The 21,356-nt window shown below is 47.6% G+C and carries 15 protein-coding genes and 1 tRNA gene (1 of these 16 cut by a window edge); 8 read left to right on the top strand and 8 right to left on the bottom strand.

Going from position 1 to position 21,356, the window contains the following annotated elements; genetic code table 11:
• Positions 1-6 precede the first annotated feature (6 nt).
• Genes QVE43_RS09440 through QVE43_RS09430 form a run of 3 tightly spaced genes read right to left on the bottom strand, consistent with a single transcriptional unit; the run spans position 7 to position 3,378 of the window.
• Positions 7-336 (bottom strand): YbaB/EbfC family nucleoid-associated protein, encoded by a 330-nt coding sequence (locus QVE43_RS09440; protein WP_288006446.1) that lies wholly within the window; start codon positions 334-336, stop codon positions 7-9.
• Positions 337-395: 59 nt separating this feature from the next.
• Positions 396-2,453 carry a SpoIIE family protein phosphatase gene (locus QVE43_RS09435; protein ID WP_288006443.1) on the bottom strand — a complete coding sequence of 686 codons (2,058 nt, stop codon included), beginning with the start codon at positions 2,451-2,453 and terminating at the stop codon, positions 396-398.
• Between the two features lie 4 nt (positions 2,454-2,457).
• The gene (locus tag QVE43_RS09430) at positions 2,458-3,378 is read right to left on the bottom strand and encodes a ribose-phosphate pyrophosphokinase (RefSeq protein ID WP_288006440.1); all 921 of its coding nucleotides are present in this window, start codon (positions 3,376-3,378) and stop codon (positions 2,458-2,460) included.
• A gap of 431 nt (positions 3,379-3,809) precedes the next feature.
• Between QVE43_RS09430 and QVE43_RS09425 the strand changes: the two genes are divergently transcribed.
• A complete protein-coding gene (locus QVE43_RS09425) occupies positions 3,810-4,400 on the top strand; it encodes a GNAT family N-acetyltransferase (protein WP_288006437.1) in 591 nt (196 codons plus the stop codon).
• Here the strand turns inward: QVE43_RS09425 and QVE43_RS09420 are convergent.
• Positions 4,397-6,586, bottom strand: a complete 2,190-nt coding sequence (locus QVE43_RS09420; protein ID WP_288006434.1) for a glutamine synthetase III — start codon at positions 6,584-6,586, stop codon at positions 4,397-4,399. The genes QVE43_RS09425 and QVE43_RS09420 overlap by 4 nt on opposite strands.
• A 212-nt stretch (positions 6,587-6,798) precedes the next feature.
• Between QVE43_RS09420 and ruvC the strand changes: the two genes are divergently transcribed.
• The 4 genes from ruvC (at position 6,799) to pyk (ending at position 10,992) form a co-directional block, all read left to right on the top strand.
• Positions 6,799-7,356: a crossover junction endodeoxyribonuclease RuvC gene (gene ruvC / locus QVE43_RS09415; protein ID WP_288006431.1), complete on the top strand. Its 558-nt coding sequence runs from the start codon at positions 6,799-6,801 to the stop codon at positions 7,354-7,356.
• Positions 7,357-7,447: 91 nt separating this feature from the next.
• Complete coding sequence (aspS, locus tag QVE43_RS09410; RefSeq protein WP_288006428.1) at positions 7,448-9,202, top strand: aspartate--tRNA ligase; 1,755 nt, start codon at positions 7,448-7,450, stop codon at positions 9,200-9,202.
• A 126-nt stretch (positions 9,203-9,328) separates the two neighbouring features.
• Positions 9,329-9,401, top strand: a tRNA-Thr gene (locus tag QVE43_RS09405).
• A 145-nt stretch (positions 9,402-9,546) separates the two neighbouring features.
• Positions 9,547-10,992 (top strand): pyruvate kinase, encoded by a 1,446-nt coding sequence (pyk, locus tag QVE43_RS09400; RefSeq protein ID WP_288006425.1) that lies wholly within the window; start codon positions 9,547-9,549, stop codon positions 10,990-10,992.
• 193 nt (positions 10,993-11,185) lie between these two features.
• On the opposite strand, the gene QVE43_RS09395 is transcribed toward pyk, so the two are convergent.
• The 3 genes from QVE43_RS09395 to QVE43_RS09385 form a co-directional block, all read right to left on the bottom strand.
• Positions 11,186-12,409: a hypothetical protein gene (locus QVE43_RS09395; protein WP_288006422.1), complete on the bottom strand. Its 1,224-nt coding sequence runs from the start codon at positions 12,407-12,409 to the stop codon at positions 11,186-11,188.
• Positions 12,410-12,577: 168 nt separating this feature from the next.
• Complete coding sequence (gene clpB, locus QVE43_RS09390) at positions 12,578-15,193, bottom strand: ATP-dependent chaperone ClpB (protein WP_288006419.1); 2,616 nt, start codon at positions 15,191-15,193, stop codon at positions 12,578-12,580.
• Between the two features lie 224 nt (positions 15,194-15,417).
• Positions 15,418-17,553, bottom strand: a complete 2,136-nt coding sequence (locus QVE43_RS09385) for a prolyl oligopeptidase family protein (protein ID WP_288006417.1) — start codon at positions 17,551-17,553, stop codon at positions 15,418-15,420.
• A 92-nt stretch (positions 17,554-17,645) separates the two neighbouring features.
• Between QVE43_RS09385 and QVE43_RS09380 the strand changes: the two genes are divergently transcribed.
• Positions 17,646-18,125: a hypothetical protein gene (locus QVE43_RS09380; RefSeq protein ID WP_038032145.1), complete on the top strand. Its 480-nt coding sequence runs from the start codon at positions 17,646-17,648 to the stop codon at positions 18,123-18,125.
• A 70-nt stretch (positions 18,126-18,195) separates the two neighbouring features.
• Positions 18,196-18,924: an ABC transporter permease gene (locus tag QVE43_RS09375; RefSeq protein WP_038032189.1), complete on the top strand. Its 729-nt coding sequence runs from the start codon at positions 18,196-18,198 to the stop codon at positions 18,922-18,924.
• On the opposite strand, the gene QVE43_RS09370 is transcribed toward QVE43_RS09375, so the two are convergent.
• Entirely contained in the window at positions 18,897-20,759 is a 1,863-nt protein-coding gene (locus QVE43_RS09370) for an ABC transporter ATP-binding protein (RefSeq protein WP_288006414.1), read from the bottom strand. The two genes, QVE43_RS09375 and QVE43_RS09370, sit on opposite strands and share 28 nt — an antisense overlap.
• Positions 20,760-20,934: 175 nt before the next feature.
• On the opposite strand from QVE43_RS09370, the gene QVE43_RS09365 reads away from it, so the two are divergent.
• On the top strand, positions 20,935-21,356 hold the 5' portion of the coding sequence (locus tag QVE43_RS09365) for a TerC family protein (RefSeq protein WP_288006411.1). The gene runs 427 nt beyond the window's last position; the window shows 422 of its 849 coding nt (coding positions 1-422); it begins with the start codon at positions 20,935-20,937; its stop codon lies off the right edge, out of view.

Raw genomic sequence — 21,356 nt, 5'->3', positions numbered from 1 at the left:
GAGCCCTTAACGATTCATCAAAAAATCCAAACCGGGGATGTTGGGCATGCTGTCTTTCATTGTCTTTTGAAGATATTCTTGGGCTGCTTCTTCGGCTTTTTGCATAGCTACATTGATGGCTGCCACCATCAAATCTTGAAGCACTTCTTTTTGTTCAACGGTAACCAAGGAAGGATCTATCTCTACTTTCAATACTTGCTTCACACCATTGACACGCGCTTTTACCAATCCTGCCCCGGCTTCGCCTTCGGCTTCTATTTCTTGCAAGTGCGCTTGTGCTTCTTTCATTTTGGCTTGCATCTCTTTGAGTTTGCCCATTATATTGAACAGGTCCATAGTCGTATTTGATTTTTTAGGTTAAATGTCAGCTTCAAGAAGGGGTAAAGGTACGAAAATCACTGCTTAAACTTAATAACCAACAAGGTGTAATCGTCGCGCAAAGGACGGTTTTGTAAGAAATGATTCACTGCGCGGTTGATTTCCATCATCATTTGTTCCGCGCTTTCCGCTGCATGCAGGCGTATCAAGTCCATAAGCCGCTCTACCCCAAACTCTTCGCCTTTTTCATTACGCGCTTCGGTGATACCATCGCTGTATAGCACCAAAATATCGTGGGGCTGATAGGTCAATGTTGATGTCTTGTTCAGCTGTAAAAAACGCTCGCTATTCACAATGCCCATACCAATGCTGGGTTGTTTGATCAGTTCGACCCGGCGCTTGGCGGCACTGTAATAGATGGGGAAGCAATGCCCCCCCCGTAGTATCTCTACCGTATGCCGGCGGGTGTCGATATGAAGCAACGAAAGCGCAACAAAAGTACCCTTGGGCACACAAGTATTCACTGCCTGATTGATATATTTTGCCAGTACCTCAAGAGGCAGCTCGAGCGGGGCAAGCCCCTGAAAAATGCCCTTTACCTCTGCCATATGAAAAGCAGCACTGGTGCCTTTTCCTGAAACATCGCCTACGGCTAAATACAGGCGGCTTTCATCGACGAGATGGAAGTCATAGTAATCGCCTCCTACTTCATGGGCAGCCGTGGAGATGGCTTGTATCGATAATTTATCGGTAACCGGGAAGCGTGCAGGCAACAAGCTTTGCTGTACGTTTTTGGCAATTTCCAGCTCCCTCTTATACCGTTCTGTATTGATGATTTCTTGTATAAGACGTTTGTTTTCAATAGCCACGCCTACCTGTTTGACAAAAGTATCGATCATTTCGATTTGCTCTTGCTGAAAAGGCTCATCGGCATAGCGTAACAGCAGCAAATCGCCCAACTTGTGGCTGTGGCTTACTATGGAAATGCTGTGATGCGTCTTAAAGGGAATAGCTGTCAAAGTTTCTTTCGGCACATTGCTGCCGGGCAGGGCTTCCAGCAAAGCGTGATAAAGCTTTTGGTTCTGAATATGTGCTTTTACTTTACGTGCTTCGGTAAGTGAAATGTTTTTTGTAAACAAATGGGTGGACATTCCATCCGGCGCCACTGCCTCCAAAACCACCGCATCGGCTTGGGCTGTACGATAGGCTTGCTGCAGCAAGTTTTCAAAAAGCGCTTCTTCGGTATCACTAATTTGCAAGGACTGGGTAAGCTCTTGAAAAGCAAGGATGTCTTTTAGTTTGCTTTCAAAAATGCGGCTAATAGGAATATTGAACAACAATACCAAGCTTGCGAGTATGCTATACAGCACCACAAAGCCGGCAGCAGCCAGCAGATATACGTTATAAACGACGTTGAACTCAAGCAAGTTGCGCTGATGGTAATTGTAAAAGTAAAGACCAAAGTAGCCATATGCAAATACGGCAAGCGCTATCATGACAATGGCTTTTCCCTTCTCATTCACATCCAAGTAGGCAACCCAACGCAGGTTTATCGAGAGCATGAAGGCAAGTATCCCCAATACCAACAAAGATATCCACACCGGCGGGGCACTTACGGGAAGGCGAAAGTAATTAAAGATAAGTGTAGCCAGCAGTAAATAACTAAATACTGTCCAGTAACGATGTACGCGCCGGGGCGCTTTTTTGAAGAGTAAGTTACGATAAGTAAACAGCATGATATGGCTCGCCAAGGCAAAAAGAACTATGTGCATCAAATAGCTGATGTACACATAGCGCGCTGCCCAAGACAGTAAAGAAGTATGCCACAAGGTAAGCAGCAGTTGCACAGCTGCCCCAAACAACATGATTAGCAACAAATAATGCGCTTGGCGCTTCAGATGAAAAAGCGCTGACGCTTCCCGGTATTTTTCAGACTTATAGTCTGCCCAGAAATAACAGCCTATTAAAAAGATATTGATAAATGCCCCCTGCAGATAAACATCGACATGCACCAGCCAGCCTTCCCCTACACTCAGCAAGATATAGGCGGTCGTATTGGCTGTAAACAGCAGCAACCAGCCCAATATGTTGGCATATAAGTAAGACCTTAAAGCTTCTTTTCCGGGCTGCCACATAGCACTATATACTTAAATGACGGGCAATCAGTGCGGCTACGCTTCTAATCTCTACCAATGGATGACCGGTATATTTCAGTGCATTGGGGTGCGTATTGGTCGCTATGATTTTTTCAAAAAGACCTGACTGCTGAATCCGTTCCACGCACTGCCCCACAAAGATACCATGCGTAGTAATAGCTATAATGCGACGGGCACCGGCCTCTTTGTAGGCTTGCGCTGCTTTTATAAGCGAGCCACCTGTGCGAATCATATCGTCATAAATGATGACGGTCTTTCCTTCTACATCGGCATTCACGCCTGTAATGGCTGTTTGTTCGCCGCTCAGTCGTTTTTTAAACACAAAAGCCGCTTCCACGCCCATGTCATTGGCAAGCGATTCTACCCACTTGGCACGGCCGGCATCGGTGCAAGCCAGCACAAAATGCGCCCCACCATACTGCCGTGCGGCTTCTATAATCACGGGTTTGGCATAAACATGCAATGCTGTTACATTGCCTTCAAAATAATGCGGTATGCCTTCGGTGTGCAAATCAATCAAATAATACTTCACCAAAGTACCTGTATTGGGGATTGCCGACAGCAGGCGGGCACGGGTTTTGGCAGTAACGACCTCACCTTGTCGCACCGCACGCTCCATGGTTGAGTAACCAAAGAAAGGAATAACAATCCGCAAAGACTTGGCACCATATTTGGCAATGGCATACGCCAAGTCATAGAGCTCGAGTGTATCCACATCGGAAATGGTTCCGCCAATCAGCATAACGTCGCGTCCCTCCACGCCGGAGAGCAAACACTGATAGCGCTCGCCGTCGGGGAACACACGCCGCTCTACCGCCCCTTTTTCTACTGAAGGCATCAAATCGGCTACTTCGTCGTAAAGATAGCGGTAATTCTCGGTGCAGAAAAGTAAAGGTGCAGGCATAAAGGCAGGCATTCGATTTAAGAAAGCAATATATAAAAAAATATAGTTGCAGAAGCGGTAGAGCATAAAACAAAAGAAAGCGGTACAAGACCGCACTTGCCCGCTTTCGTCATATGTTCACTCAAACAACTTTATTATATCTTTGCTTAATACCATGTCTTTTTGAGCGAATACTAATTCTTTCTTTCTTCTTTACAAAACAAAAAGAGAGTTAGTATTCGCTCTTTTTAATTTTTAACTTTAAACAACTTCTACAAATGATGCAACTATAATCCTGAAACTTACTATATTTGTACACACATTCAACATTCATAGCTGGTTGAAGGATTGGGAGACTTGCAGCATCTTTATGCTGTAAGTCTTTGTTTTTTATTTGCCGGTAAGTGATTATCTTTCATCAAGTCGTTTATTTATTGACAGCTGCAACTTACATGAACGGTACGCCGCCGATAGTATTTCGCCCACTGATGCCCGATGATGCGGAACGCCTCTTAAAGCTATATGAGGGGCTGTCGGCTGAGTCACGCTTTTATCGTTTTCAAACCTATACGGAGCATCTGGATGAAAGCACGCTACGGGCATATGCCCAACAATTTGCACAAGTCAATTACCAACATGACTTCGCTTTGGCTGCTTGCCTGAGGCAGCAGGCGGAAGAAGAGATTATAGGCGTTGCCCGCTACATGCGCCCTTCAGAAAAAGTCAAGAGTGCCGAATTTGCCATTGTTGTGCGTGACGACTGGCAGGGCAAGGGACTGGGGCACGCGCTCATGCTGCGCCTTTGCATACATGCACATGCGCAAGGCATTTGCCGCCTATATGGCACTTTCATAGGACACAATGAAGGGATTGTGCGCCTTTTGGTGCGCTTGGTACCTTCAGATTTTTTGAAAATAAAAATAGAAGATGGTGAAGGGCACGTGTGCATTCACCTGAAAGACGAATGGCTGCTGCCGAAAAAAATAAGGGAAGACGAGCTGCTGCCGCCTTCCCTCAGGAACCATGAACAAGATAGCGATTAGCGCACAAACAACAGCTCGCGGTATTTGGCAAGTGGCCAAAGTTCGTCGTCCACCATGAGCTCAAGTTTGTCGCCACGATAGCGGATTTCATCAAATAAAGGCTTCACCTCGTCAGTATAAAACTCGGCGCGCCGGCGTATGTCTTCAATCTTATTGGCTTCCTTGCGGGTATCTATCATCTCTTTCACCTTCTTCTGCAGCATGTTTACATGCTCGGCAATTTTGCGAATGGTGATTTTAATAGATTCGAGATTTTCTTCTTCAATGCCGGCACGCTGCATGCGCTCGAAGGCTTCAAGCAGGCGGTTCTGATAGTTGATAGCCGCCGGAATGATATGGTTGAGAGCCAATTCACCCATCATGCGCGATTCAATCTGGATGCGCTTCACATAAGCTTCCAGCATGATTTCGTAGCGCGCCTCTACTTCCCGCTTGGTAAACACACCTTGACTTTCAAAAAGCGCCACCGATTCGGGCTTCACAAAGGCTTCCAAGGAGCGTACACACGATTTGATGTTGGTCAATCCGCGTTTTTCGGCTTCTTTCGCCCACTCTTCAGAATAGTTGTTTCCTTCAAACAAGATGCGCTTCGATGCCTTGATGTAGTCGCGCAACACGCGTACGATGGCTACTTCTTTCTTTTCGCCCTTCTTTATGAGTGCATCCACGTCCTTCTTGAACTGCTGCAGCTGGGCAGCCACTGCGGTGTTCAACACAATCATGTTCGAAGCACAATTGGCAGAAGAGCCCACGGCGCGGAATTCGAACTTGTTTCCGGTATAAGCGAAAGGCGAGGTACGGTTGCGGTCGGTGTTGTCACGCAAAACAGGCGGTATCTTACTGATGCCCACCTTCATGTAAAGGTTATCGCCTTTGTTTATTTTCACCGTGGCTTTTTCTTCCAGCTCTTCTATCACTTTAGTCAGCTCTTCACCAATAAAGACGGAGATAATAGCCGGAGGCGCTTCGTTGGCACCTAAGCGATACTCATTGCCTGCCGACATGATGCTGGCACGCAGCAAGTCCGCATGGTCATGTACTGCCTTAATAACATTGACGAAGAAAGCCAAAAAACGCAAATTTTCTTTTGCCTTGGTACTGGGCGCCAACAAGTTCACACCGGTATTGGTCATCATAGACCAGTTGTTGTGTTTGCCGCTTCCGTTCACCCCTGCAAAAGGCTTTTCATGAAAGAGCACCTTCAAATCATGGCGGTCAGCCACTTTTTCCATGATGTCCATGAGCAGGAGGTTGTGGTCAACTGCCACGCTGGCTTCTTCGAAAGTGGCAGCACATTCAAACTGCGCCGGCGCCACCTCGTTGTGGCGGGTACGGATAGGAATGCCCAGTTTGAGGGCTTCGGTTTCAAAGTCTATCATGAAAGCACGCACACGTGCCGGAATAGAGCCGAAATAGTGATCTTCGAGCTGTTGCCCGCGCGCGGGGGTGTGCCCGAAGAGGGTGCGCCCACAGGCTACCAAGTCGGGGCGGGCATAATACAAAGCCTTGTCTATGACAAAATACTCTTGCTCGGGTCCCAAGGTAGCCACCACGCGGCTTACGTCACGGTCAAAATATTGACAAACAGCAGTAGCTGCCTTGTCGAGGGCATGCAAAGACTTTAACAGAGGGGTTTTATAGTCGAGTGATTCGCCGGTATAAGAAATAAAGATGGTGGGAATACAAAGGGTTTTGCTGCCGTTGATTTCCATAATGAAAGCCGGCGAGCTGGGGTCCCATGCCGTGTAGCCACGGGCTTCGAAAGTGGAGCGAATACCACCACTGGGCAGCGAAGAGGCGTCGGGCTCTTGCTGTGCCAATTCGGAGCCTTTAAACTTCTCGATGGCTCGCCCTTCGCTGTCTATGTCAAAAAAGGCATCATGTTTTTCTGCGGTCAGGCCGGTTAAGGGCTGGAACCAATGGGTAAAATGGGTAGCCCCTTTGCTGATAGCCCAGCTTTTCATGCCGGCGGCTACGGCGTCGGCCAGCTCCAGGTCGATGGTTTCGCCATGCTCTATGGCATACATGAGTTTTTTGTAGGTCTCGTGGCTGAGATACCGGCGCATGGCTTCTTTATTGAAGACCTGCGTAGCAAAATAGCGAGTTACATTTTCCTCCGGCTCTTGCACTTGTACGGCCGGGCGGTTTTGTGCGTCGAGGAGGGCGCGAAAACGAAGCGTTGGCATGTTTTTTTAATTTTAGGTTTAATTCGATACCACAAATCTAAAAAACAAACACTTTCTATCAAAAATATGGTTAAAAATTTAACCTTAATTCAACAAAAGAACACAGTTTTTTCAAAAAAAAGGTTCAAAAAAGGACCTGTAAAGCAAAAAAGAGCTATTGATATGTATCGACACAAAACATGTATCTTTGAAAGACAGTAAACAACAGACCTTTGGCAAAGGAGCGAATTATTTTAGGCATTGACCCGGGCACCCAAGTAATGGGCTATGGATTGATACGGGTAGAGGGCAATCGTTTGGAAGCCATACACTATGGCGTCATTGAGTTGCACAAGCTTAGCAGTCAGGCGCTCAAGTTGAAGCGTATTTACGAGCGTGTCAGCCAATTAATAGAACACTATGCACCGGATGAATTAGCATTGGAAGCCCCCTTTTACGGAAAGAACGTGCAGTCTATGTTGAAGCTGGGGCGGGCGCAAGGCGTAGCTATGGCGGCAGCTCTGGTGCGCGAAATACCTATTATGGAGTATGCACCGCGTAAAATAAAGCAATCGATCACAGGCAATGGCAATGCTTCGAAAGAGCAGGTAGCCGGTATGCTGGAAAGGCTGCTCAATATACGTTTCGAAGACGACACCCTCTTGGATGCCACCGATGCCTTGGGGGTGGCTGTTTGTCATTACCTGCAAAGTGGCTTGCAAATCAGCAAGGCGAAAAGTTGGGATGCCTTTGTGAAAGAAAACCCGGATCGCATAAAAAAAAGTCGCTGAGTGCTTTGTCTTCTTCAATGCTAACTATACTTTTGCCTTTTAACAAGCAAACAGACAGTAATCTTATAGCCTTCATAAAAAGCATTTACTTATGTTAAGAACGCATACTTGTGGAGAACTTCGAATACAGCATGTAGGACAAAAAGTGACCTTATCCGGCTGGGTACGTGCCATTCGCGACAAAGGGCACCTGCTTTGGATAGACCTGCGCGACCGCTACGGCATCACTCAATTGCTGATTGAGGAAGGCAAAGCACCCGAAGCGTTGCTCAAAGTTGCACGCACCCTGGGGCGCGAGTTTGTAGTGCAAGCAAGCGGAACGGTGATTGAACGCGCTTCAAAAAACGACAAAATTCCCACCGGCGACATAGAAGTGGCTGTTGATAGCCTGAAGGTGCTTAATGCTTCGGATGTGCCCCCTTTCTTGATAGAAGATGAAACTGATGGTGGTGAGGACCTGCGCATGAAGTATCGTTATCTGGACTTGCGCCGCGACATCATGCGCCGCCGCTTGGAATTGCGCCACCGCGCGGCACGTGCCACACGCGAGTATCTGGATGCCCAACAGTTCATTGAGGTAGAAACCCCCGTGCTTATCAAGTCAACCCCCGAAGGGGCACGCGATTTTGTGGTGCCTTCACGCCTGCACCCCGGGCAGTTCTATGCTTTACCACAGTCACCGCAAACCTTCAAGCAAATATTGATGGTGGCCGGCTTTGACCGTTACTATCAGATTGTGAAGTGTTTCCGCGACGAAGACCTGCGCGCCGACCGCCAGCCCGAATTCACGCAAATAGACTGTGAGATGTCTTTCGTGGAGCAAGAAGATATCTTGCAAATGTTTGAGGGCTTGGTCAAGCATATATTCAAAAGCGTGAAAGGCATAGAACTGGACGACTTCCCGCAGATGAGCTACGACGAAGCCATGCGCCTGTATGGCAGCGACAAACCCGATATCCGTTTCGGCATGACTTTCGTCGAATTGAACCACCTGACCAAAGGCAAAGGCTTTCAGGTATTCGACAACAGCGAGCTGGTGGTGGGCATTTGTGCTCCGGGATGTGCCAATTATACCCGCAAACAGCTGGATGAGCTCACCGACTTTGTACGACGCCCACAAATAGGTGCCAAAGGATTGGTTTATGTGAAATACCAAGAGGATGGCTCGTTTAAGTCGTCGGTAGATAAATTCTTTTCACAAGACGACCTCAAGCAATGGGCAGAGGCTATGGGCGCTCAAGCCGGTGACCTGCTGCTCATACTTGCCGGCGAAGCGGATAAAACGCGCAAGCAACTTTGCGAGCTGCGCTTGGAGATGGGCAACCGCCTGGGGCTGCGTCCCGAAAATGTTTACCGTCCTTTATGGGTGATTGATTTCCCACTGCTGGAATGGGACGAAGAAACCCAACGATATTATGCCATGCACCACCCCTTTACTTCGCCCAAGCCCGAAGATATTCCTTTGCTTGACAGTGAACCGGGCAAGGTACGCGCCAATGCCTACGACATGGTCATTAATGGCGTGGAGGTAGGCGGCGGCTCTATCCGTATCCACGACCAAGCGCTTCAGAAAAAGATGTTCCAAATTTTAGGCTTCAGCGAAGAGGAAGCAGAAGCACAGTTTGGCTTTTTAATGAATGCCTTCCGCTATGGTGCACCGCCTCATGGGGGCATTGCATTTGGCTTTGATCGCTTGTGTGCTTTGATGGGTGGCAGTGAGTCTATTCGCGACTTTATTGCTTTCCCCAAAAACACTTCCGGCCGTGATGTAATGATAGAATCCCCCTCGCCCATTGCACCCGAGCAGTTGGAAGAACTGGGGCTTTGCCTGAAAAACCCTCGATAACCGGGGGCGGCTGATAAAAGAAGCAGCCTGTAAAGCGGCTGCTTCTTTACGTTTCATTTTTTTTGAAGAAAACACTTGCATATTATTTGCCGGTATTTTATATTTGCAACGTCAAAACAATGACAAGCCTCCCTAGCTCAATTGGTAGAGCAACTGACTTGTAATCAGTAGGTTGCAGGTTCGAGTCCTGTGGGGGGCTCTCAAACGAAAGCCGCACTGCATGGTGCGGCTTTTTGTTTTTATCTGTTCTTTCGTTTCTTTTTACACAAAATTCATCTTTTGCCACTTTTTTATGCCGGTCAATTTCATTAAACTGCTTTTGTTTTTCAAACCAAGCTTGTCTTATGCTAAACACCTTCAATAAAACCAAAATAGTAGCAACCGTGGGACCGGCTTCTCGCAGCCCGGAAATGCTTTTGGCGCTGGCGCGCGAAGGGGTCGATGTTTTCCGCCTCAATTTTTCGCACGGTTCACATGAAGAGCATCTCGAGGTCGTACGTCACATTCGTGCCATCAATGAACAATATGGGTTCAACCTGGCCATATTGCAGGACCTGCAAGGTCCTAAAATACGCATCGGCGAAATAGAAAACGGCGAAGTAGAACTCAAAAAAGGGCAGCGTTTCGTCATCACCATAGAAGAAACCACAGGCAATGCCGAACGGGTAAGCACGACCTACCAAAGCCTTCCGGAGGATGTCAAAGAAGGCGAAATCATCTTGCTCGACGACGGTAACATTCAGCTCAAGGTGCTGGAACGCACCGAAAAGGAAGTTATCACTGAAGTGCTCTATGGTGGTGTGCTTAAATCAAGAAAAGGCATCAACCTGCCTTTCAGCCATCTGTCCACGCCCTGCCTTACAGAGAAAGACACCGAAGATTTGTATTTTGGACTGGAAGCAGGTGTGGACTGGATTGCCCTTTCGTTTGTGCGCACGGCTACCGATGTGCATCTTTTACGCCACCTTATCCGGCAAAAAGGCAAAAATACGCGCATCATTGCCAAGATAGAGAAGCCGGAAGCCGTAAAAAACATAGACAGCATCATAGAAGCCGCCGACGGCATCATGGTGGCACGTGGCGACCTGGGCGTGGAAACCTATGCCGAAGAGGTGCCCGTCGTTCAAAAAATGATTGTGGATAAATGCAAACGGGCAGCCAAGCCGGTGATCATCGCTACCCAAATGATGGAAAGCATGATACAGAATCCCCGCCCTACTCGTGCCGAAACCAACGATGTAGCCAATGCCGTCATTGACGGCGCCGACGCCATCATGCTCAGCGCCGAAACGGCAGTAGGCAAATATCCGCTGGAGGTAATCAAAAGCATGGTGCGCACCATTCACTTCACCGAAACACACATTAAAAGCATCTATCATCAAAACTTGGAAGTAGCCAACCAACAGTCACCGGATTTTATTCACCACAGCTTGGTGGCGGCAGCCTGTACTTTGGCTAAGCATACGAATGCCAAAGCCATTGTGGGCATGACTCATTCGGGCTTTACGGCATTTCGCACCGCAAGTCACCGGCCCGAAGCAGATATTTTTATTTTTACCAGTAACCGGCAGCTGCTCACTGCCCTTAATTTGGTATGGGGCGTGCGGGCTTTTTACTACGACAAATACGAAAGCACCGACACTACCTTCCAAGACATAGAAGACATTCTACGGGAGCGGGGCTTCATTCGCGAAGGGGATGTTATCATTAAAATGGCAAGTATGCCTATCAAGGCGCGGAAAAAAACCAATACACTCAAAATCAATATTGTGGAAAAACCCAAACCTTAATTTCAAAAAGACGAGCCGTGTCCCTTCAAAGGTACGCCTTTGGGGGAACACGGCAAGAATGACCTGTCTTGCTTCAAGATATGCATGCCACTATCAAACCGGAAGGCAAAAAAACGCATCCGGCAGTTTCCGCATAAATGTAAAAAAGCTGCCCGTTCACAACGAGCAGCCGGTACAATACTAATCAACCGGGTTACTCAATCATTACAAAGCCCTTATATCCTTCACAATCGATATAGATCCTCCCTTTTTCATCTAATGTAATTGCATCAAAAGAACGGGCATTTACAGGAAGCGTCACCGTCCACTGTTTCCATTGTCTGCTTGCTTTATCGAAAGCCCGGATATAAGCCGTTCCTTCTTTTACATAGAAAAACATCCAATAGTTTCGCAGCATAAGCGGGTTCAATGAAATACGATAACCACCGGAAATCCAATTAGCGGGCAAAATGCCATCCGGTACCGCGAGGGTTTCAACAAGTTCTCCGGTTTTTATATCGCTCAGTTCCAAATAATACTTGCCTTCTTGTTCTTTGTAAAGAAGTGCATATGCGTATCTGTCATCATTGGAAAAGGAAACGTATTGTTTATCTTGTGATAATGTTTTTTCCCACAATACTTTCTCCTGCTTCATATCCAATGCAAACATTTTAAATGATAGATTGCTCACGCCTACTACTATCAAAGCCAAGTCTTTGTAAGCAGAACTAAAATATTCCCCAATCCAGAGTTCTATTTTGTCCGACAGCACGACCCTTTTCTTTAAAGTGCCGTCCGACGAGTAAAAAAGGATTTCATTATCATATGCTTTCAGTACTGCAAAGCTGTTATAGTTCGACACGAAGTAGTTTGTAAAAGCATTTATTTCCGGCACCCTCATGCCTTGTCCGTTGTCCAGGTCGATGATATAGCAATCGCCATTGGAATTTCCAATTGCATATTTTCCTACAACGCCACGTAAACTAAATAATCCGGGGGTGCTGCGCTCCCAAACAATGCTCTTGTCGTCAATCTTCATCATAATCAGGCGGGCATCTCCTGTTCCAACTCTTTCATGAATCAGGGCCATGTCTTTGTAAATCAGGATGGGAGCCCCGGGAGCTTCAATATAATAATAACCGGTGTACAGTACGTCACCTGTATTTACATCTACGAGGGAAGACATCCCCCAGGCGTCCCTATAAAGAGTAATGCCATTGTAATAGCTTATCAAATCCGCCCCATGCCCTACATTATAGAACTTTGCGGATGAGTAGTTGCTTCTGCCGGAGATGTAATCGAAGCGATTCTTTGAGGCATTACTTGAAACAATTCCACGATCGACTACCGATGGCGCCACGTCTTTGTCTTTTTTACAAGCAGTAAGCAGCCATATACCGGTAAGTAGCACAAGTGTCCAAGCGGTGTAGCGTGTCATAGTTGTTTTCTTTTTAAGTTTAACTTGCCAAGGCAATGGTACGAATATACGGTCTGCTGCTTATGGACGGGCTTTTTTGCAAGCTTGCAACAAGGTTGTTTATTCAAAAAAAAAGAGGCGACTTCCAAAGGAAGCCGCCTCTTGCGGTGGAAGAGTTCAGGGCTATGATTACGCTTCTATTTTGTCCACTACTTCGAACTTCACTCGTTCTTCGTTGCTGTCGAAGGATACGTGCACCACGTCGCCTTCTTTTACTTTGCCCGCGATGATTTCTTTCGACAACTCGTTGAGTATGAGTTGCTGAATGGCTCGTTTCAGCGGACGGGCACCAAATTGCGGGTCGAAGCCTACGTCTGCCAAGAGGTCGTAGATGCTGTCGTCCACTACCAATTCGATATTTTCGGCTTCGAGGCGTTTGTTTACTTGTTTGAGTTGTATTTCTACTATTTCGCGGATGTCTTCTTTCGACAGCGGGCGGAACATAATGATTTCATCCACACGGTTCAAGAACTCGGGACGCAAGTTGCGTTTCAGCAAGTCAAGCACTTGTTCTTTGGTTTGTGCCACCACCTCGTCTTCGTTCTCGGGGGTGATGTTTTCAAAGTTGGCTTGAATGAGCTCGGCCCCCATGTTCGAAGTCATGATGATGATGGTGTTTTTGAAGTTGACCGTGCGCCCTTTGTTGTCGGTCAGGCGCCCGTCGTCAAGCACTTGCAACAAGATATTGAACACGTCGGGGTGCGCTTTTTCTATTTCGTCCAAGAGCACCACCGAATAAGGACGCCGGCGCACTGCTTCGGTCAATTGTCCGCCTTCGTCATAGCCTACGTATCCGGGAGGCGCACCGATGAGACGGCTCACCGAATGGCGCTCTTGATACTCGGACATGTCGATGCGCACCATGGCGTTTTCGTCGTTGAAGAGGTAGTCGGCAAGGGCTTTTGCCAGCTCGGTTTTACCCACACCGGTAGGACCTAAGAAGATAAACGAACCAATCGGACGGTTGGGGTCCTGCAAGCCGGCACGGCTGCGCCGAATGGCATCCGATACAGCACGGATGGCTTCGTCTTGCCCTACCACACGCTTGTGCAGCTCGTCTTCAAGGTGCAAGAGCTTTTCCCGTTCGCTTTGCAGCATCTTCGATACAGGGATGCCGGTCCAGCGCGATACGATTTCGGCGATGTCCTCGGCAGTAATTTCTTCTTTCAACATGGGTTTTTCGCCCTGTATTTCATGCAGCTGCTTGCGCAGTTCTTCCAAACGCTTCTCGGCTTCGAGGATACGCCCATAGCGTATTTCAGCCACACGCCCGTAGTCGCCTTCGCGCTCGGCTTGCTCTGCCTCGATGCGCAGGTTTTCGATATCTGCCTTGATGCTCTGTATTTGCTGCACAAGCTCTTTTTCTTGCTTCCACTTGGCTTTCAGTGCGTCGCGCTGTTCCGAAAGCTCGGCGATTTGCTTAGAAAGGGCCGCTTCTTTCTCCTTGTCGTTTTCACGACGGATGGCTTCGCGTTCAATTTCCAATTGCATGATGCGGCGTTCCAGTTCGTCGAGCTCTTCGGGCATAGAGTCTATTTCGATGCGCAAACGTGCCGCTGCCTCGTCAATCAGGTCTATGGCTTTGTCGGGCAGTTGGCGGTCGGTAATATAACGCACCGAAAGCTCTACGGCTGCAATGATGGCATCGTCTTGAATGCGCACGCCATGGTGTACTTCATAGCGTTCTTTCAAACCACGCAAGATGGAAATGGCATCTTCGATGCTGGGCTCATCGACCATGACCGGTTGGAAACGGCGCTCCAGTGCTTTGTCTTTTTCTATGTATTTCTGATATTCTTTGAGCGTGGTAGCCCCGATACAACGCAGCTCGCCACGTGCCAAAGCCGGTTTCAAGAGGTTGGCAGCATCCATGGCGCTATCGCCGCCTGCACCGGCACCAATCAAAGTATGGATTTCGTCGATGAACAAAATGATTTGGCCATTCGAATCAGTTACTTCTTTAATCACCGACTTCAAACGCTCTTCAAACTCGCCTTTATATTTGGCACCGGCTACCAGCAAGCCCATGTCAAGGGCTACCAGTTGTTTGTCTTTCAGGTTTTCGGGCACGTCGCCGGCCACAATACGCTGTGCCAAGCCTTCTACAATGGCAGTTTTACCCACACCGGGCTCACCCAACAAGATAGGGTTGTTTTTGGTGCGCCGCGATAGTATTTGCATCACACGGCGAATTTCTTCGTCGCGCCCGATGACGGGGTCCAGCTTACCTTCTTTTGCCAGCTTGGTCAGGTTCTTCGAATAGCGCTCCAGTGAGCGGTACTTGGCTTCAGCATTTTGGTCGGTTACACGTCCGCCACCGCGCAGCTCTTTGATGGCTTGTATGAGTTGCTTTTCGGCAACGCCCATATCTTTCAGCAGCTGCGCTACGCGGTCTTTACCACTCAAAAGCCCCAATAAAATATGTTCAACGGCAACAAATTCATCGTTGAAGTTTTTGAGATAGTCTTCGGCGCGCTTGAGTGCTTGTGCCGCATCGTTGGACAAATGCGGGCTACCACCACTCACCTTGCCATAAGAGCTGATAATTTCTTCTAATTTGCTTTTCAGGTAGTTCAGGTTTACGTTCAGCTTCTTGAACAGAAAACCCGTTACATTTTCATCGCTTTCCAGGACGGCCTTGAGCAGGTGTCCGGTTTCCACTACAGAGGTCTGATTGGCTTGTGCAATAGACACTGCCTGTTGGATGACCTCCTGCGATTTGATGGTATACTTGTCAAAGTTCATATCTTATCCTCCTTTTTAATTGTTGTTTTTTGCCTTTTTTATATACAAAGGGCAAGCCAAAAGGCAACACAAGGACATAGTGGCAGATTTTGTCAGAAAAATATTGCAAAGCAAAGACAAAGTGTCTGATTTTGAGACAATCGTAGGCAGTTTCTTCTTTCCGGAAAATAAAAAAAGCACGGGCGAGCGTGCCCGTGCGATATGTTTTGTGCAGTTAGGTTTTTTTATTGCTTTGGTGGGAAGGTCATGCCCAAGTTATGGAAGGTAAACGCCCATATGTCTGCCCATTCGTCTATCAGCTTGCTGACCGGCTTGCCGGCGCCGTGTCCGGCTTTGGTATCGATACGAATCAACACCGGGCGCTCGCCTTTTTGATGCGCTTGTAAGGCAGCAATAAACTTAAATGAATGAATAGGCACCACCCGGTCGTCATATTCGGCAGTGTAAACCAAAGTAGCCGGATAGTCGGCATCTTTTACATTGTGCACCGGTGAGTATTTGAGCAAATATTGAAACTGGGTGGAATCCTCACTGCTTCCGTACTCATTGACCCAAGCCCAACCGATGGTAAACTTATGGAAGCGCAGCATATCCAATACGCCCACGCCCGGCAAAGCCACCTGAAACAGCTCAGGGCGCTGTGTCATGCAAGCCCCAATGAGCAAGCCACCGTTGGAACGCCCCGAAATGGCTATTTTTTTAGGGTTGGTATATTTTTCTTGAATCAGATATTCGGCAGCGGCAATAAAATCATCGAATACATTTTGCTTGTTTTCAAGCATGCCGGCTTTGTGCCATTCTTCGCCATATTCTCCTCCACCGCGCAAGTTGGCTACAGCATAAATGCCCCCGGCTTCCAAGAAAGGAACTATGCGCGGGTCGAAGCCCGGCAAGATACTGATATTAAATCCGCCATATCCATAAAGATAGACGGGGTTGTTGCCATCTTTTTTCAGACCCTTTTTGTGAGTTAAGAACATATGCACGGGCGTGCCGTCTTTGCTTTTATAAAAAACCTCACGCGTTTCGTAAGCCTCACTGTTGAAGGTGCTTTTAGGACGGAAAAACACTTCGGTTTGTTGTTTTTCTATGTCGTAACGATACACCGTAGGCGGGAACAGATAAGAGTTGAAAACAAAGAAAGTCTCTTTATCGCTCACTTTACCGGTAAAGCCCCCCACAGTGCCCAAGGTAGGCAACTGTATTTCGTTTTCAAGCTTACCGTTGACATCGTACACCCGCACCCGGTGGCTTGCATCCTTCATGAAAACGGCAATCAAGCGGTTGCCCACATGCGCCACACTGCTTAAGACTTCGTCTTCCGGCTCGGCAATGATGGTTTGCCACTGTTCCGGTGCAGGCTGCCGGGGGTCAACCAATACCAAGCGGTATTTTGGCGCACCGGCATTGGTCAGCAGCAAAATCTTGTTGCCCAAGGTACCTATTATGCTGTTTTCATATTCGGTAGTATTGATAAGCGGTTTAAAAGCAGCCTGCGGCTGTGCCAAGGGACGCCACCAGATGGCATTGCCGCCGGTGCCTTCAGGCATATGAATGAATAAATACTGCTCATCATCAGTGGTTTGAGTGTAGAAATTTTGCAAAGGACGCTTGGGGTCTTCATGCACCAGCAGGTCTTCATCTTGCGAAGTACCTACTTTATGATAATACACCTTGTGGTATTCGTTTTTCGCCTCGTATTCTTTTCCTTTGGGCGGTGCATCATAGCGGCTATAGAAGAAACCATCGCGATACCAGGAAATACCCGAGAATTTCACCCAACGCAAATGCTCATCGAGTGTCTTTTTGGTTTGTAAATCAATAATTTTTATTTCTTGCCAATCGGAACCACCTGCAGAGGTAGAGTAAGCAAAATAACGCCCGTCGTGCGAGATACTCCAATTACCTACTGCCACTGTTCCGTCTTCGGAAAGGGTATTGGGGTCAAGCACCACTTCTTCCGCACCGTTGATTCCTTTGCGCCGGTAAATCACACTTTGGTTCTGAAGCCCATCATTCTTGGTGTAATAGTAATAATCCCCCTCGCGCGTGGGTGCACTCATGCGCTCGAAGTTCCACACTTCTTCGAGGCGCTTTCTAATAGCCTCACGAAATGGAATTTTATCCAGGTAAGAAAAGGTAAGTTTGTTTTGCGCGGCTATCCACTCTTGCACCGCCGCCGAGTCGGTATTTTCCAACCAGCGGTAAGGGTCGGCTACTTCCGTGCCGAAATAGTTATCGACCTGCTGAACCGTTGGGGTTTCGGGGTAAACAATTTTGTCCATTTTGTTTTGGGTAGTTTCTTGTGTTTGACAAGCCCCCAAAAATAAGCATCCGAGCCAATAGAGATATTTTTTCATAGGCTTTGATATTTTTTTGTTTTTAACGTAGTAACGATAAAAAAGTCAGGGAAGTATAATTATCTTTGTTCTGAAAACAATCATTTCTGTTCATGTGGCTTTGGGTTATCATCATCGGATTTTCTGCACTGGTGCTATTGGGCGTTTATTTGGAAAAACGAGCAGGTAAACGCGTCAAAGCCATCATGCGGCGTATGGAAAACAAAATAGAAAGCAGCCTCAGAGGGCTGTTTGGCAAATATTTAATAGACGGCACCATCGATACAACCGAGGAGGAGCAGATTGTGAAGCAAATTTATGACAGCCTTCGTGGCGATTTCGAGGTGCTCATTGCCCATATAGAATCCGAAACCGGCGGGGTGGACCTCACGGGCATGAAATGCCGCTATTTGGAAGCACTCTACCATAAGCTGCCTCTTTATTACAAAAAATACACAAGCGGCAAGACCGAAATGAACACCGAAGACCGGCAGAATCTCGAAAGACTACTGCTTGAATGCATCACCTACACGGTCAGAGAGCACCGCATGAAACTGGACCAAGGCGATACCGGTTTCTTACAGCTGCCTTAAGGCTATTTGTCTTTGTGCTATTTTTTGTTTTTTTTTCGACTGACAATATTCAACAAACCTCAAAGCTATGCTGGCACTGGTCGGTCGTTACTTTATTTTTTTGGGTAAAATGCTGTTTTTGCGTGAGCGCCCTCGTATTTACCTGCAAGCCATCTTGGACGAATGCATCTATATCGGCATTAGCTCCGTATTCATTGTAGTGATTGTTTCTACTTTCATAGGTGCGGTAACGGCCATCCAAACCGCTTACAACTTGGTCAGCCCACTGATTCCTAAGTATATCATAGGGTTGTTGGTGCGCGATACCACCTTGCTGGAACTTGCCCCCACCATCATCAGCATCATTTTAGCCGGCAAAGTAGGTTCCAACATAGCCGGTAACCTGGGCACCATGCGCATTACCGAGCAAATCGATGCTTTGGAGGTGATGGGCATCAACTCGGTGTCTTATTTGGTGTTTCCGAAAGTCATTGCTGCCCTGCTTACCTTTCCCCTCCTGGTGATTATGGCGGGTTTCTTGTCTATGTTGGGCGGCTATGTTGCCGGCGTACTTACAGGCGTGGTTACCGAATATGAGTATGTAAAAGGGCTGCGGGAGCAATTCGTTCCTTACAACATCACTTTTGCACTTATTAAAACAGTAGTGTTTTCTTTCCTTATTACCACCATATCTTCTTTTAAGGGCTACTATACACAAGGCGGGGCGCTCGAAGTAGGCCTATCGAGCACCCAGGCAGTTACAAGCAGTTGCATTGCCATTTTAGCTGCCGACTACGCCTTGGCTGAATTGCTATTATAGTTGTCTTCTAACTGCAAACGTACAAGGTTGTAATAAATGCCCTCTTCATGGGCAAGCAGCTCTTCGTGTGTACCGGCTTCGGCAATACGCCCATTTTTCAGTACCAATATTTTATCCATGCTGCGCACGGTTGCCAAGCGATGGGCAATCACAATGGTTGTGCGTCCTTGCATGAGTGTTTCCAATGCTTGCTGCACTGCCTGCTCCGACTCGGCGTCCAAAGAGCTGGTCGCTTCATCTAAAATCAGGATAGAAGGGTTCTTCAAAATAGCACGGGCAATAGCAATACGTTGGCGCTGCCCGCCGGATAGCTTCACGCCTCTTTCGCCTACCACGGTATCGAGTCCGTCGGGAAATTGAGCGATGAAATCCCAAGCATTGGCTTGTCGAGCCGCCTCGATGATTTCTTTTTCGGTGGCATCAGGCTTGCCGTAGGCTATATTTTCACGGATGGTGCCCCCAAACAAAATCACTTCCTGCGGCACAATGGCTATATGACTACGCCAAGCCCGTGTGTCGAGCGTCTGCAGGTCTTGCCCATCTGCCAGGATACGCCCGCTCAAAGGGGCGTAAAACTTCAAAAGCAACTGAATAATGGTTGACTTCCCTGCCCCGCTATGCCCTACCAAGGCTATCTTTTCACCGGCACGTATATCGAAGCTAATGCCCCGGAGCACCTCCACCTCCGGACGGGTAGGATAGGCAAAGCGTACGTCTTCAAAACGAATATTGCCCTTCACTTGCAAGGCGGGTAAATCTTTCTCAAGCGCAGGCACTTCGCCTTGCTCTTCGAGTATTTCCAAGATGCGCTCCGAAGCCCCAATGCTTTTTTGCAGCTGAGCGTACAAGTCACTCATGCCACCAAGCGAGCCGCCAATGAAAACCGTGTACAGAATGAAAGAAAACAGTTCACCCACTTGCAACTCGCCCGCTTCTACAAGCGTTGCTCCATACCAAAGCACCAACACAATGCCCCCAAACAGAGCAAAGATGATAAAAGAGATAAAAACACCACGGTAACGGGCAGCATACAGTCCGCTCTGTACGACTTCGTTCAGGCGACGACGGTAGCGCCCCAACTCAAACAGCTCATTGACAAAGGCTTTTACTACCTGTATGGCCTGGAGCGTTTCTTCCAATACCACATTGGCTTGTGCCAGTGCGTCTTGCCTGCGACGCGACAGCTTCCGGATAAAACGCCCAAACAAAATAGCAGCGCCTATCATCACCGGAAAGGTGGCAAGCATGACCAATGCAAGACGTGTAGAGGTGAAAAAGATAACCGTCACACCAATGAGTAGCGTCATTACCTGCCGGAAGAGCTCTGCCAGATTAAAGGAAAAAAGACTTTCGAGCTGTGTGATGTCGGCACTCAAACGGCTGGTAAGGTCACCGGCACGGTTTTTTTCAAAAAAAGACAAGGGCAAGCCCAGCATCTTTTCATACAAAGTGGCACGTATGTCGGCAATAGAGCGCTCCGTGACGATAGCAAAAAGCCAAATGCGGAAATAAGAAGCCACCGACTGAATCAGCAGGATAACTAAAAAAGCAATAGCCACCCGATCCACTGAGTTGAACCACTGCGCCCAACTGTCTCCCTCTATGATTTGCTTGGCTTTTCCAAACAAAGAAGTGTTGGCAGCATCGGTGATCTTGCCCGCAAGCATGGGAAATGCCAGGGCAGTAAGCGTAGAAAGCACCAGGAAAAACATGCCTATGATGAAGTAACTTTTATAAGGAGCCGCAAAACGGGCAATACGCCACAGTTTTTTTAAACCCTCTTTGCTTAGTCGTTTTTTCTTTAAGTCTTTTTCTTCGTCTTTCTTCGTTTCCATTGTCCATTCACTTTGTCATTGACCATGCAATTTACAACAATTTGCCCGATGGTGGTGTTCAGTTACACGTGATGCAAGCCTTACTCTGGCATTGCTTTTGAATAGTAGAGACATGAACTTGCGAGTTGTCTTTTTCTTTGTATTTTTATTGTGCATTCTAAAAGAAAAAACTGACATGGAGATTTTGAATCACCTGCTCACTACTGAGTCGCTTATCAGCTTAGTAACCCTCACATTCATGGAAATTGTGCTGGGCATTGACAATATTGTTTTCATTTCTATCATTGCCAGCAAATTACCGGACCACCAACAAAAAAAAGGCACTAACTGGGGCTTAGTTATTGCCCTTATTCCGCGCGTGATTTTGCTGTTTGCCCTCTCTTGGATGATAGGCTTGAATCAAAGCCTGCTGCAAATAGGCAGTTACGAACTAAGCGGACGCGATTTAATCTTGCTGGCCGGTGGCCTCTTCTTGATTTACAAAGCCACTACCGAAATCCATCAAAAACTGGAAGGCGACGAAGAGGTAGTTCGTAAGGGGGAAGAAAGTGGAGATGCTGCCTTTTTTAAGGTCATCGCACAAGTGGCGCTCATCAA

The sequence above is a fragment of the Thermonema sp. genome, from assembly GCF_026003375.1.
In the GTDB taxonomy this organism is placed as follows: Bacteria; Bacteroidota; Bacteroidia; order Cytophagales; family Thermonemataceae; genus Thermonema; species Thermonema rossianum.
Note: the sequence above shows the minus strand (reverse complement) of the source record. Positions and strands in the feature narration are given on the sequence as shown.